This window comes from Methylobacterium sp. 37f (genome assembly GCF_023093475.1).
Lineage (GTDB): Bacteria > Pseudomonadota > Alphaproteobacteria > Rhizobiales > Beijerinckiaceae > Methylobacterium.
Genome location: NZ_JAGHKN010000012.1, coordinates 103737 through 117752, shown reverse-complemented (window position 1 = coordinate 117752; position 14016 = coordinate 103737). Strand labels below are relative to the sequence as shown.

The 14016-nt window shown below is 68.9% G+C and carries 13 protein-coding genes; 6 read left to right on the top strand and 7 right to left on the bottom strand.

Annotated features, from left to right (window positions below):
* The first annotated feature begins 27 nt into the window (after positions 1-27).
* Positions 28-1572 (top strand): amidase, encoded by a 1545-nt coding sequence (locus tag J7U37_RS10740; RefSeq protein WP_247635699.1) that lies wholly within the window; start codon positions 28-30, stop codon positions 1570-1572.
* Positions 1573-1623: 51 nt separating this feature from the next.
* Here J7U37_RS10740 and J7U37_RS10735 read toward each other — a convergent pair whose 3' ends face one another.
* On the bottom strand, positions 1624-2394 hold the full coding sequence (locus J7U37_RS10735; RefSeq protein ID WP_247635698.1) for an MOSC domain-containing protein: 771 nt from the start codon (positions 2392-2394) through the stop codon (positions 1624-1626).
* 467 nt (positions 2395-2861) lie between these two features.
* Between J7U37_RS10735 and J7U37_RS10730 the strand changes: the two genes are divergently transcribed.
* The 5 genes from J7U37_RS10730 to J7U37_RS10710 all read left to right on the top strand — a co-directional run bounded on the left by J7U37_RS10730 (position 2862) and on the right by J7U37_RS10710 (position 7768).
* Entirely contained in the window at positions 2862-3614 is a 753-nt protein-coding gene (locus tag J7U37_RS10730) for a DeoR/GlpR family DNA-binding transcription regulator (RefSeq protein WP_056183929.1), read from the top strand.
* Positions 3589-4887 carry a Zn-dependent hydrolase gene (locus J7U37_RS10725; protein WP_247635697.1) on the top strand — a complete coding sequence of 433 codons (1299 nt, stop codon included), beginning with the start codon at positions 3589-3591 and terminating at the stop codon, positions 4885-4887. Before J7U37_RS10730 ends, J7U37_RS10725 begins: the two co-directional genes overlap by 26 nt.
* The gene (locus tag J7U37_RS10720; RefSeq protein ID WP_247635696.1) at positions 4884-5849 is read left to right on the top strand and encodes a phosphotransferase; all 966 of its coding nucleotides are present in this window, start codon (positions 4884-4886) and stop codon (positions 5847-5849) included. Before J7U37_RS10725 ends, J7U37_RS10720 begins: the two co-directional genes overlap by 4 nt.
* 46 nt (positions 5850-5895) lie before the next feature.
* Positions 5896-6852 (top strand): phosphotransferase, encoded by a 957-nt coding sequence (locus J7U37_RS10715; RefSeq protein ID WP_247635695.1) that lies wholly within the window; start codon positions 5896-5898, stop codon positions 6850-6852.
* A gap of 112 nt (positions 6853-6964) precedes the next feature.
* On the top strand, positions 6965-7768 hold the full coding sequence (locus J7U37_RS10710; RefSeq protein ID WP_247635694.1) for an inositol monophosphatase family protein: 804 nt from the start codon (positions 6965-6967) through the stop codon (positions 7766-7768).
* Positions 7769-7789: 21 nt separating this feature from the next.
* On the opposite strand, the gene J7U37_RS10705 is transcribed toward J7U37_RS10710, so the two are convergent.
* The 6 genes from J7U37_RS10705 to J7U37_RS10680 all read right to left on the bottom strand — a co-directional run bounded on the left by J7U37_RS10705 (position 7790) and on the right by J7U37_RS10680 (position 13838).
* Positions 7790-8920, bottom strand: a complete 1131-nt coding sequence (locus tag J7U37_RS10705) for an acyltransferase (RefSeq protein ID WP_247635693.1) — start codon at positions 8918-8920, stop codon at positions 7790-7792.
* A gap of 330 nt (positions 8921-9250) precedes the next feature.
* Positions 9251-9895 (bottom strand): NAD(P)-binding domain-containing protein, encoded by a 645-nt coding sequence (locus tag J7U37_RS10700; RefSeq protein ID WP_056183917.1) that lies wholly within the window; start codon positions 9893-9895, stop codon positions 9251-9253.
* A gap of 180 nt (positions 9896-10075) precedes the next feature.
* Positions 10076-10522, bottom strand: coding sequence for an Rrf2 family transcriptional regulator (locus J7U37_RS10695; protein WP_056184331.1), 447 nt, complete (start codon positions 10520-10522; stop codon positions 10076-10078).
* A gap of 166 nt (positions 10523-10688) precedes the next feature.
* Positions 10689-11741, bottom strand: coding sequence for an aliphatic amidase (locus J7U37_RS10690; protein WP_247635692.1), 1053 nt, complete (start codon positions 11739-11741; stop codon positions 10689-10691).
* Positions 11742-11885: 144 nt separating this feature from the next.
* Complete coding sequence (locus tag J7U37_RS10685) at positions 11886-13262, bottom strand: carbohydrate porin (RefSeq protein WP_247635717.1); 1377 nt, start codon at positions 13260-13262, stop codon at positions 11886-11888.
* Between the two features lie 252 nt (positions 13263-13514).
* Positions 13515-13838 (bottom strand): zinc ribbon domain-containing protein, encoded by a 324-nt coding sequence (locus J7U37_RS10680; RefSeq protein WP_056183909.1) that lies wholly within the window; start codon positions 13836-13838, stop codon positions 13515-13517.
* Positions 13839-14016: the final 178 nt, after the last annotated feature.

Genomic DNA, 14016 nt, shown 5'->3' with positions numbered 1-14016 from the left:
CCTCTTCCGCCACAGGAGACATCCGGCATGGATGCCAAGACACCCGCTCCCTTCGACGTGATCGAGATGACACTGGCCGATGCGGCCGAAGCCTTCGCCAGCGGCGTCAGCGCCGAGGCGTTGACGCTGGCCTTCCTCGACCGCATCGCGACCCACAATCCACGCTACAATGCCCTCATCATCATGAACCCGGACGCCCTGTCCGATGCCCGGGCCATCGACGCGCGTCGCGCCGCCGGCGAGGCGCTGGGTCCCCTGGCGGGAGTACCCGTGGTGATCAAGGACCCGATGGACATGGCGGGGCTGCCGACGACAGCGGGCTGGCGCTGTCTCAGCGCCCGGGCCGGCGGGGTCGATCTCATCCCGGAAACCGACGCGCCCGTGGTGGCGCGGATGCGAGCCGCCGGCTGCGTCATGCTCGGCAAGACCAACGTGCCGGTGCTGAGCGCCACCGGCAGCCACGCCAATGACAGCTGGGCCGGCCCGACCCTGAACTCGGCCGCCCCCGGGAGCCTGCCCGGCGGCAGCAGTGCCGGGACGGCGACGGCCGTCGGCGCCAGCCTCGCGGTGCTGGGCCTCGCCGAGGAGACCGGCGGGTCGATCCAGAACCCCGCCTCGGCGCAAGGGCTGGTCGGCATCAAGCCGACCTTCGCCCTGGTGCCCAATGCCGGCGTCGTGCCGCTCGCCGGCAGCACCCGCGACGTGGTCGGCCCAATCGCCCGCTGCGTCCGCGACGCCGCACTCACCCTCGACGTGCTGGCCGGCTACACCCCCGCCGACCCCAAGACCGTGGCGGGCATCGGCAAGCGGCCGAAGGGTGGCTACGCATCGCGCCTTGATACTGAAGCGCTGAGAGGCAGACGCCTCGGCCTGTACGGACCGGGCTGGCGCGACCTGCCGCTCTCGGCCGAGGCGACGGACCTCTATGCGCACGCGCAAGGAGAGATAGCCGCGCGCGGCGCCACCCTGGTGGCCGATCCCTTCGCGGAGACCGGCTTTGCCGCGCTCGCTCGTCCGACCCCGGGCCTGAACCACTTCGATGCGCGCGGCATGGAATCGGTGCCCTACGATCTGCACCTCTACCTCCAGCGCCTCGGTCCCAGCGCCGCCCTCCGCAGCGTCGAGGCCTTCGCCGATGCGACGAAGGACGAGGATGCCTTCGGCCCGAACGGCGTTCTGCGCCATCTGCACGCCATTCCGGCCTTCGCGCCGATCCTCGCCCACCCGACCACTCCGCCCGATCTCTCGGCCTTCCTCACCCTGCGCGAAGCCTACCTGGCGATCTTCGACGCGGTCCTCGAGGCGAACGCCCTCGATGGCCTCGTCTTTCCACAGATGCGCGACGAACTCCCGCCCCTTCACAGCGGGCAGGCGATCAACGAGACCACGGTGTGCGAGATCAATATCGCGGGCCTGCCCGGCGTGACGGTACCGGCCGGCTTCTACGCCTCTGGCGCGCCGTTCAACTTGATTTTCGTCGGCCGGATGTGGAGCGAGGCTGACCTCCTCGGCTACGCCTACGACTACGAACAGGCGACGCATCACCGGCGCGCCCCCGCCCTCATCGGCTGAGGCACCCGGCGCGATCTGCCTCATGCCCTCCGCCGTAGGCGGAGGTTCGTATCAGACCGTCACGACGTCACCGATCTGCAGGTCTCCGTCGTTCAGCACCTCCAGATATACGCCGAGGTCGACATGCCCGAAATGCTGGCGGATCGCCCGCGGCAGGTTGGCGTCGCGCTCGGCGGTGACCGGATTCACGTTGACGGCCGCGCAGCGGGGTGTGCGCGCGAGCCCGCGGAAGCGGACGCCCCCGATCCGCACCGGGCGGTCGACCCAGTCCAGCTCAACCCAGGGCTCCAAGCCTTCGAGGTGGATGTTGCCGCGAAAACGCAGCGGGTCCAGGGTCCGGCCGGTTGCAGCCTCCAGGACTCGGACCGAAGCGAGGTTGATCACCGAGACGGCGCGCATCATCACCGGCGACAGCACGCTCGCATCGGTGAACTTGTGGCCATCCGCCCGTACCACGCGCGGAGGCCCCTTGGTCGCCGCCCCGAGATACGCCGCGAAATAGGCCTCCGTGTCCGCGCGGCCCTCCGGCGTGGACAGGTCTGCGCTGAAAGACGGATGCGCTGCGCGCTCGATCGTCAGGCGATGCGTGTCGGGATCGACGCGCGTCCGCAGGGCCGCCAGTGCCTCGTTGTTGCGCAGCATCAGGAAAGCCCCCTTGTCGAGGGGTTCCGGCCGCTCCGGATCGAACGCCGTCGTGCCCAGCGCCAAGGCATAGACGCGGTCGAACGGCAGACCGTGCGCGGCGCTCAAGGACATTGCCGTGAGGGGTTCGGGCGAGAGGCCCTTGACGGGGTAGCGATAGAGATCGGTGATCGCAGCCATGCATCCTCGCCGGCGTTAAAGTGGAATCGCACGTTCGTGCGGGGCCGGGGCCGGCAAGGCCATACGCGTTTCTGCGTAGGCGCAGAGACCTGGAATATCCCGTGGGCAGGTCTGCCTAGGTCGCGAGCAGAGCGCTGCGATTTTAAGCACCTAAACCACAAATCCCACAAAAACCAAAAAATCCAGATTGACGCTGTCGATCAGGACCGGCGTAGATAGTCCCATGATTTCTGCGCGATCCTCGATCGTCCGACCGGACCGCTGGGCTCCAGGGAGATACCCGGTGGGTGTGGGTTCTGACCGATCCGGCACACCTATGCGGAAGGCTGGCCCGAGCGTTTCCGGGCCGCTCGGTTGCACTACAACGCAAACGAGCACGGGATACCGCGTCCCGCCCCTACATTCCCGCGCGACCGCAGGCATGGATCACCGCTATCATCGGGACGACGGTAGGACGGCCATCGAGCATGCTGACGGATCATCGCCACCAGGAAATCCTGTCCCGCGTCCATGGGATGGGCCGGGTCGGTGTCGCGGATGTGGCCCTGTTCCTGAAGGTCTCGGAGGAGACCATCCGGCGCGACCTGAAGATGCTGGAGGAGCGTGGCCTGCTCCGGCGCATCCACGGGGGGGCCGTTCCGCCCCGGCTGGACCAGGAACGCCCACTGCAGGAGCGCGGCAAGCTCAACACCCGCGAGAAGGGACGCGTGGCCGTGGTGGCCGAGGCCCTGGTGCTCGACGGTATGTCGATCTTCATCGACACCGGCACGACCACGCTGGCGCTGGCGCGCCGGCTGACGGGGCGCAATCTGACGGTGACCACCAACTCCGTCGATGTCGCCCTGCATCTCGGCGGCGGCCCGGCGCGGGTCAACCTGACGCCCGGCACTCTGCGGAGCAACGACAACGCGCTGGTGGGCTACGAGACGGTGGCCTACGCCCAGCGCTACTTCTTCGACATCGCCTTCATGGGGATCGCCGCCTGCGACCTCGATCACGGCTGGATGGATTACGAGGAGCACGAGTCAGTCCTGCGCCGTACCCTGCGGGCCCAGTCGCGCCGGGCCGTCCTGCTCGCCGATTCGCGCAAGTTCGGGCGTCAGGCCAATCTCTGCACCTTCGGGCTGCGCGAGACGCTGAGCGTCGTCACGGACAAGCCGCCGCCGGAGGCATTCCAGGATGCGTTCGCCCGGCATGACATCGAGGTCCTTCATACCTGAGGTCGACGGGCCGCAACGTCTCGAAGAGCTGCTCGCCCGGTTCTCAGCCTGCGGCGCCACGCCCGGCGGTGGGGTGACCCGGCTCTGCGCCAGCTCCGAGGACGGTGCGGCACGCGACATTTTCGGAGACGAGGTTCGCGCCGCCAGCGGCAACCTGCGCGTCGATGCGGTGGGCAACCAGTTCGGGCTGTTCTCGCTGGCGGATCAGGCGGATGCGCCGCTGGTCATGATGGGCTCCCACCTCGACAGCCAGAGCCGCGCCGGCCGCCTGGACGGCACCTACGGCGTCGCCGCCGCCCTGTGCGTCGGTGCGGGGCTGATGCGGGCGCGGCGCGCGGGCCGGCGCTTCACCGCCGATTTCTGCGCCGTGAACTGGACCAACGAGGAGGGCGCACGCTTCCGGCCGAGCCTCCTCGGCAGCGGCACCTATCTCGGGCGGCACGCCGTCGCCGAGGCTTTGTCCTGCCGGGACGAATCCGGCACCACCTTGAGCGAGGCGTTGGATGCGATCGGCTATCGCGGCGGCGATGCGCCCCCTCCGCGTCCGGCCTGCTACCTCGAGGTGCATGTGGAGCAGGGGACCGTCCTCGAGGAGACGGGACGGACCATCGGCATCGTCACCCGGAACTGGGGGGCGACCAAGATCGAGGCCGCGTTCCTCGGGGTCCAGGCCCATACAGGTCCGGGCCGGATGGAGCTTCGGCGCGATGCGCTGCTCGCCGCCGCCTATGCCATCGCGGAGATCCGGGCGCTGGCCGATGCGTGGCCGGGGCTGCTGTATACCGCAGTGGGTCGCGTCGCGGTCACACCCAATTCCGCCAACGTGGTGCCGGCACGTGTCGAACTCTCGGTCGAGTTGCGATCCGCCGACGACGCGGTCCTGGCCGAGGCCGGGCGGAGGGCCGACCGGCTCCTCGACGCCGTGGCGGCGCGAGCCGGAACCGGCCTGACGATCCTCGGCCGGAACGAGCGTCCGATCCGGGCCATGCCGGAGGCGGTCTGCGACCTGGTCGCCGTCTGCGCCGAAGCCCGGGGGCTCGGGGCCCTGCGGATGGACACCGTGGCGGGGCACGATGCCCTGAGCTTCCTCGGGATCTGCCCGACCGGGCTGATCTTCGTCCCGAGCATCGGCGGCATCGCCCACAACGAGGCCGAGGCCACCGACCCGGCGGATCTCGCCGCCGGCTTGGCGCTGATGCGGGAGGCGGCCGACCGCCTGTGCCGAAGCGGTGGCGATCCCGTCCGGGCCGCCCGACCGGAGCATGCAGGATGACGTCTCCCGAACCGGCTTTCGAAGATCGGATCGCGGCAGCCCTGGGGCGGATGCCGGACTGGCAGGCCAGGACGACCCGCATCGCCTGTGCGGCCCCCCCTGTCGCATCCCCGACCCACCGGGCGGTCGCCTCGGACTGTGCGCGGGTGTGGCTGGAGGGAACCGGACCGGTCTTCCTGAAGGTGCGCCACGCCGACATGGCCACCGACGTGCTGCCGGCCATGCCCGAGGCGACCCGGAAGGCCGGCGCCCTCGGGCTCGGGCCGGCGGTGCTGGCGCAGGCCGAGGGGACGATCGTCCTCGCCGACCTGCCCGAGCCCTGGGCCTACGCCCGGGTCGGCGATCTGCAGGACGGGGATACCATGGCGCAGGTGCTCGGCGCCCTGAGCCGGCTGCACAGGGCCGAGCCCCTCGGCCAGGCCTTCTGCCCGTTCGACCGGATCGCGGCCCTGGCGGCGGAGGCCAGGGCCTGCGCCGCGCCGCTGCCGGACGATCTCGACGGCCTGCTGGCGAGCGCCGACCTGATCCGGGCGGCGATCCGCGCGGCCGGCTTCGACCGGGCGTTCTGCCGCAACGACGGCACGGCCTCGAATCTCATGCTGCTTCACCGGCCCGGGGGCGGCCTGGCGCCGGACGGCGTCCGCCTGGTCGATTTCGACCTCGCCGGCGATTACGATCCCTGGTTCGAGATCGGATCGCTGCTCAACGAAGCCTACGTGTTCGAGGCCGAGCGCCGGCAGGCGATTGAGATCTATGCCGGCCGCTGCACCGAGGCGTTGTTTCACCGCTGCCGCCTCTACGGCGCGGTCGACGACCTGATGTGGGGCCTGTGGGGCATCACCCGGGCGATCACGTCGCGCCGGCCCGGCATCGAATTCTTCAAGTACGGCCAGTGGCGCCTGCTGCACGCGCGCACCACCATGGCGGCGCGCGATTTCGAACTCTGGCTGCGCCGGCTGTGACGGATCGGGCGGGTGACGGGCCGGAGCCCGGCGTGAGGAGGGGGCGATGAGCTGGACACGCAGGGGCGAGGGCGCGAGTCCGCCCGAGCAGGCTCTGGAGGCGATCCTCGCCCGAATTCCCGGCTGGGCGGACGCGCCCCTGCGCTACCGGCCGGTCTCCGGCGGCATCAGCAACACCAACTGGCGTGTCCAAGCGGGGAGCGGAGCGGGAGACGGAACAGGCGCGGACGTCTTCCTCAAGGTGCCGGGGCGCGGGACAGAGATGTTCATCACCCGGGCCGCCGCTCACGAGGCGAGCCGGCGGGCGGAAGCCTGCGGCTTCGGCGTGGCGGTGCTCGACTACCTGCCCGAGGACGGCGTCGAGATCTTCGCCTTCCTGGAAAGCTTCCGCGCCTCCTCGAACCTCGATTTCCTGCGCCCCGGCGTGCGTCACAACGCGGTGCGGGCGCTGCGTGCCTTCAACGATTCTCCGGCCCTGACCCTGACCAAGACGATCTTCGACATGATCGAGGAGCATGTCCGCCAGGTGGATACGGTCGGCGGCCGGGTGCCCCAGGATGCGGCCTTCCTGATGCGCCGCTACGGCGAGGCCAAGGCCGCGCTCCTCGCCTCCGGCCTCGACCTCGTGCCCTGCATGAACGACACGCTCGCCGGCAACTTCATGCTCGACGCCGCGGACCAGGTCCGCCTCGTGGACTTCGAATACGCCTCCAACAACGAGCGCGCCTACGAGCTTGCCCTGTGGTTCGACGAGATGGCCTTCCCGGCCGATGTCGAGCGCGAGATGATCGAGGCCTATTGGGGCCGTTGGGATGTCGGGGTCGCCGCCCGCACCCAGGTGTTGAAGGCGCTCGGCGATCTCAAATGGGCGACCTGGGCGATGATCCAGGACAGCGTCTCGACCCTCGACTTCGACTATTACAAGTACGGAACCTGGAAGCTGTCGCGGGCCCGGACCCTGTTCCACCATCCCGACTGGCCGCGCTGGCTGAGGCTGCTGTGAGCGGCTCCGCCCAGGGCGCCTCCGTCCGGTTCCGGATGCCCTCTTTCCCGCAATTCCCCCTTCCAGCAAGGCCCCCTTTCCCGCAAGGCCCCCTTCCAGCAAGGCCCCCGCCATGATTCCGACCTCCACCGCGCCGGTGACCTTCGACGCCAGCGCCGACGGGTTGATGGCCTTCGCCCATCACCTCGCCAACACCGTGCGGCCCCTGGCGCGCCGGCATTTCCGCACGCCGCTCGCGGTCTCGACCAAGGCCGACACCAGCCCGGTTACCGAGGCGGATCGGGGCATCGAGGCCCGCCTGCGCGCCGAGATCCGGCTGGCTTATCCGGATCACGGCATCCTGGGCGAGGAGGAGGGCGGCGACTTCTCGCGCGACCTGACCTGGGTGATCGATCCGATCGACGGAACCCAGAGCTTCATCACCGGGATGCCGCTGTTCGGCACTCTGATCGCCCTGGTGCGGGACGGGCGGCCGCTCCTGGGCCTGATCGACATGCCGGCGCTGGCCGAGCGCTGGCACGGCAACGGCACAGGCGCTTGGTTCGGCGGCAAGCCGATCCGCACCAGCCGGCGGTCACTGCGGGAGGCCCGTCTGTTCGCCACCTCGCCGGACCTGTTCCAGGGCACCGATGCGGACGCTTTCGCATCCTTGAGCGCCGCCGTGGGGATGCGACGCTTCGGCGGCGACTGCTACGCCTACGGGCTTCTCGCCTCCGGCCATTGCGACCTCGTGGTGGAAGCCGGCCTGAAGGTCTACGATGTGATGGCGCTCGCCCCCGTCGTGGAGGGCGCCGGCGGCGTGATGACCGATTGGGCCGGGCGTCCGCTCACCCCGGATTTCGATGGCCGCGTGGTCGCCGCGGCCAATGGGGAGCTGCATGCGGCAGCCCTGCGCCACCTCGCGGGCTTCGCCTGACCCCGCCGGGCGGCCGGAGCCCTAAGGCCGTGCGCCGGAGGCCACCACCGGCGCCGCGTCCGAGCCATCGGCCGGAGCCGCGCGGAACAGACGTCGGCCGGGCTTCTCCACGAGGCGAAAGGTGGCCAGCGACAGGAGCACGGTCACGGGGATCAGGATCGCGGCCGACATCAGGTGCGGATGCGCCACCTGCGCGCCCTCGAACAGCGCCGCGAGCCGGGGCTCCAGGTGGGTGAGGATCGGGAAATGCACCAGGTAGATTGAGTAGGATAGAACCCCGAGCCGGTGGATCGGCGCCAGCGCCAGGATGTGGGCGGACAGGCTCGTCCCCGTCGCCAACGCCATGATCAGGGCCGGGAACAGCAGGATCAGGATCAGGTCGCTGCTCGGAACCGCCATCAGCAGCAGCACGCACAGCACCAGGGTGTCGCCGGTGCCCCGCCACGCCATGACGCGCCGGCACACCGGGAGGCTCGTCAGCCGCCAGGCGACGAGCCCGAGGCTGAAACCGACCAGGCAGCGCAGCAGGGGATAGGCGGTCTCGCCGATATACAGATCCAGCGGGCCGAAGCGGAAATCCTGGTGGACGGCCTGATTCGGCAGCCGGCCGAGGATCCACAGCAGGGCGGCCGCCAGCGCCAGGAAGGGCGGGATCGCGCGCCGGGGGCCGTGCAGCAGGCCGAAGGCCAGGGCGGGAAACATCAGGTAGGCGAAGAACTCGGTGCTGATCGACCAGCCCGGCCCGTTGAGACTCGTGCCGATGGCCCAGGACTGGACCAGCACGACATTCGACACGATCGTCAACAGGGACGGCGCCGGGATCCGGTCGTGCACGGAGCCATCGACGAGCCAGAGCGCCAGGCAGGCGAAGCTGGTGACGATGTAGAGCGGATAGATGCGGGCGAAGCGCTTCGTCAGAAAGCGGCGGAACGGCGCGAGCGCGTATCCCGATGGAAAGTCCCGGCCGTGGCTTAGGGCCATCACGAAACCGCTGAGCACGAAGAACAGGTCGACGGCGAGGTATCCGTGCTTGATGAAGGCTCCGCCGAGGCCCGATCCCGCCCCCAGGGCCAGGTAATGATACACGACCACCAGGATGGCGGCCGCGCCCCGAATCCCGGTCAGAGCTCGGATCTCCTGCTGTGACGGCATCGCTGCATCAGGTCTCGCGGTCCAGACCGAACCATAGGCGGGACCGCGTTAAGGCTTGGTACCCGGCCGATCCAGGCACGACACCGGACGGACGATCCCGGTCGACGCCCGCACCGATCCCCGGCACGCCCACAGGACGACCCGCGACCGACCCGACGTCTCCGCGAAGCCGGCATTTTCGCGAGGCCGGTGTCGCTGCAAGGCCGGTGTCTTGGCGAAGCCGGATCACGTGAAGGACGGGCCGGAGGACGGCGTGTGGGTCGCGCCCCGGCGACGCCGTCGCCCCGAAGGGCGGCGGCCGACAGGCGATCCCCGAGGGGAGGGTGGCCTTCACACTTTGACGAAGTTGATGGCCGCCAGGGGGCCGAAAGGCAGTTCCGCCAGCGGGCCGCCGGTGTCGAGGGCGCCGAGATCGACGGGGAAGAACTGCATGGCCTCGATCAGCGCGCGGATCTCGGCCTTCGCGGCCGCGTCGTCGCCGGAATAGAACAGCACCCGCTGCCCGCCGGAGAGTTGGGGCTGGGGCAGGGCGTTGACGTCGAGGTGGTTGAAGGCCTTGACCACGCGCGCCCCGGGGACGAGGGCGCGGATCAGGCTGCTCGACGCGCGGCCGCCGAGATCGACCGCCTTGATGCCGTAGGCCGCCAGCGGGTTGGCCGGATCGTTGGCGTCGGGCGAATTGGGGTCGAGGAACTCGACCGGATTGGTGCCGTCGACCACGATGCGGTTGTTCCAGGCCGGTAGGCGGCTCAGCACGGCCTCGGTGTCGGTCCAGCGCACGGCGACGAAGACGATGTCGGCGCTGGCCGCCTCGGCGACGGTGCCCGCCTTGATGCAGGGGCCGAGTTCCGCGACGAGGTCCGCCAGCGAGGCCGGACCCCGGCTGTTCGCCACGGTGGCGGCGATGCCGTTGCGGGCCAGGGCCCGCGCGAGGTTGGAGCCGAGGCCGCCGGAACCGAGAATGCCGATGCTCATGGTGTCACTCCTGTTGTGAAAGGTTGATGCCGGGGCTTGATGCCCGGAGCCTGATTCCGGGGGCTTGCGTCTTCGAGCCGTCCGCGCCCCAGCGGTGAACGGTTCGCATTCGGTGCCGACCGCATCCATCTCGACTGTTACTATGTCGACGACGCGATGACACTTTAGGGCGAAGAAGGATTACCAGGTGAGGGGGATCGTGAACTTGCCGAGTCGCGCCACCTCGGCGGCGACGTCTGCGACGGTGACCTTTGCCAACTCAGCCTCCAGGGCCTCTCGAGCCCGCCCGAGGATCGGGCTCAAGGCGGCCTGAATCTGCCCACCGACCGCGCAGGTCTCGCAGGGCGGCGTTCGATGCAGGGTGAACAGCGCCGTATCCTCCACCGCCTCATAGACGTCGAGGAGACGGATGCGTTCGGCCGGTCTGGCCAGCAGCGCTCCACCGCCCGCCCCCATCTGCGAACGGGTCAGCCCCGCCTCTCCGAGACGGGACAGGAGTCCCCGGATCACCACCGCGCCCGTGTTGACGGAATAGGCGAGATCCTCGGACCGGAGCGGCTTGCCGCCGCTCACCGCCAGGGCGGCGAGGATATGGACGGCGACGGCGAATCGGGTGGTGGTGGGCATGTCCAGATCCGCTTGTGTGTTGACGACACTACGACATATTTTCCGTGTGTCAACGGGTTTGTGCGCGCTTTCATGCCTTCACTGTCGAGGCCCACAGCAAAAAGGCCGGCGCCGCGCGAAGCGGAGCCGGCCCCCTTGCGGTTATCACGCGGGCGCTTGCGCCGGATCAGGCCGGATCGGGCGGACCCTCGCCCTTGCCGACGAAGGGGATGCCCTCGATCGGACATTCCTCGGTGCCGACGCTCGGGCGGGTGATGGCCCGCACGGCGTCGCGGGTGCCGTTGGGGTCCTCGATCCAGCGGCGGTAGAAGTCGTAGGGGCATTCCGACAGGCCGTGCCGGTTCTCCTTCGAGGCGATCATGCCGGTGTAGCCACGGTGGAGCAGCTTGAAGAGGTGGTTCTCGGATTGCCCGTGGGCGCGGGCATCGCGGATCAGGAACTTCGACAGGGCCGCGTACTGGATGCCCATCTCCTCCTCGCCGCACTCGCCCAGCGTCCGCCCGTCGAAGCCGATGATCGCCGAGTGGCCGAAATAGCTGTAGACGCCGTCGAAGCCGGCGGCGTTGGCCACCGCCACGTAGGTGTTGTTGGCGAACGCCATCGCCTTCGACATCAGGACCTGCTGCTCCTTGGCCGGATACATGTAGCCCTGGCAGCGGATGATGAGTTCGGCGCCCCGCATGGCGCAGTCGCGCCAGATCTCCGGGTAATTGCCGTCGTCGCAGATGATGAGGCTGATCTTCAGGCCCTTGGGGCCGTCGGAGACGTAGGTCCGGTCGCCCGGATACCAGCCCTCGATCGGAGTCCAGGGCATGATCTTGCGGTACTTCTGCACGATCTCGCCCTGGTCGTTCATCAGGATCAGGGTGTTGTAGGGCGCTTTGTTCGGGTGCTCCTCGTGGCGCTCGCCGGTGAGCGAGAACACGCCCCAGACCTTCGCCTTGCGGCAGGCGGCGGCGAAGATGTCGGTCTCCGGCCCCGGGATCGAGGTGGCGGTCTCGTACATCTCGGCCGCGTCGTACATGATCCCGTGGGTCGAGTATTCGGGGAAGATCACCAGGTCCATGCCGGGCAGGCCGGACTTCATGCCCACGACCATGTCGCCGATCTTGGCGGCGTTCGCCAGAACCTCGTCCCGCGTGTGCAGGCGGGGCATCTTGTAGTTCACGACGGCGACGCCGACGCTGTCGGCGCTGGACGAGATGTCTCCGTGCATCATGGCGCGATCCTCCGGTTTCTTGAGATGGGGCGCGTGCCGCCGTGTTGGGCGGCACGCGCGGGGGGACGTGGTCCCTCCGGCCAAGCCTGTCCGGGCCTCAGCCTGTCCGGGCCTAGCCCGCCCGGGCGTCAGCCCACCCGGGCGTCAGCCCGGCGCGAGACCCAGGAGGGTTCCGAGGGGAACCACGAGGGTGAAGCCGCCGTAGACGCCGTCCTTCGGGCGCCGGGCGGTAAAGGGATTGAAGAACGAGTTCGGATTGACGACGTACTGGACCACGGGCTCGAGAATCACGCCGGCGCCGATGTCGATGTGGGCGTTGGCCTCGAAGATGAACTTGTCGCGCGAGAACGGTGCGCCCGAACCGCCCGAGATGAAGTTCGCGTCCGCCAGGAAGTCGGCGTAGTTGGCGTTGATCCGCTGCCAGTTCGCCTTCAGCCCGTAGGTGTCGTTGGGCCGGGACTGGTCGGGCGATTGCAGCAGGATGCCGGCGAAGGAGTTGAATCGGATCGGGATGGTGGGATCGAAGGCGTAGCCGGTGCCGGTATAGACCGAGACCGAGGCCGGGTGCGGGTTGTCGGCTTCGCGCCCGCCATCGGCACGCCACACCGTTTGCGAGGCGGTCAGCACCACGCCCGAGGTGCCGGATTTCTGCAGGACCGGATCGCCGGGGAACAGCCCCTTGGAGCGCCCGAGCGCCGTCTTGAAGTTATCCTCGTGGTCGGCGGTGTTGTAGAAGCCGGTCAGGGAGACGCGGCCCGGATAGGCCTCCTGCGTGAAATCGGTCTTGCGGCCGATCTCGGTCATCACCACCGCGCCGGCGAGGCGCTCGTAGCCGAAGTCGTAGCCCGACAGCCCGTTGGTGTTGGGGTTCACGCTGAAGGCGCCCGCCTGGATGTAGGTGGTCGGCGAGAGCTTATAGGCCACGTTGGCGCCCCAGACACCGTAGAGCGGCGAGGTGAAGCCGGCGTTGAAGTAGAACATGTCCTGGAAGCAGGAATTGATCGAGTTGCACGGCGGCAGGCCGTAGTACCGGTCCGGATGGGTGCGGCCGACCTCGACCACGAGGCGGTCGTCGAGCAGCTTCTGCTGGTAGGTGAACAGCGAGAGCCGGGCGAAATCGGGGTTGTAGGGCGGCTGATACCCGACCGTGGTGTCGCCGATGTCGGCGGCCATGTTCAGGTTGCGCACCAGGCCGAAGAAGGTTTGGGTGAAGTTGATCGTCCCGCCCGAAATACCGGCGATCTTCTGCATGTCGGCCGTCATCGACAGCACGAAATAGGCCGAATTCGACTGCTCGCCGGGCCTCAGGCCCATGGTTGGGTTGGCCTGGTAGAAATCGTAGATGTTGACGTCGAAGGTGATGCCGCGGGCCGCCATCTCGGTGGCCCAGAGGGCCAGCGGTCCGACGCGGACCGGGTCCGCCGGCTTGGCGGCGACGGCCGGATCGGTGCGCGGCTGCGTCTGGTCGTTGAGCTGGCCCACCGGAGAGGCCGTCTGCGCCTCGGCCGAGGCGGCGGCCATCAGGAACGCCGCCGAAGCGGCGAGGCCCCGAAGAGCTGGCGAAGCGGCGATGCCCCGAAGGGCGGGTCTCCGGTGGCCCGGCACCGGCCTGATCGTGCTTGTCGGTCTCATCATACACCCCCGCATCCTAGCATTGATCCTGCCTGAGCCCGCCCCATCCACTTTTCCTGTGGAATTATATCTCGTTAGGCCCAGACAATAGGCAGATCACCCGCCCAGCAATACTTTGCAATTAGGATGCCAGTGCTGAAATCAATGACTGATCATCCAGGGACGCGCGGAAGGAAAGCTTTTCACGGCCGGACTTGCTTGCGATTTGGTCTTCGCCGATCCGCTGCAGCATCCGCATCCGGCACCGTGACCCGAGACCTTGCGCGGGGCGTGGCGGCTGCGCTCGTTGGTGGCGTGCGCCTTGCGCAATCCGGCATCCATGGAAGCGAGGTTCGGCGCGGTGAGGAAGGCGCGGCCACAGGACGATCCGCAATCCGGGCAGTCGTGGGGGTCGCGGAACTCGGCCATCGGGCGCAGCACCGTGAACGGGCCGCAGGCGTCGCAGGCGTAATCGTAGACGGGCATCGGGGCCTCTCGGTGATTTCTGCGTGATGAGAGGGTGGGGCGGCACGGCCCTCCTCCCCAGCGGATCCCGGGCCTGCCCGAGATCCGTCGAACTGGTGGAGAGGAGTGGGAGGTGGGGCAGGTCCGCCAGCCTCCGCATCCTGAGGATCGCCCCATTACCCCCAACTCCTGCTCCCTC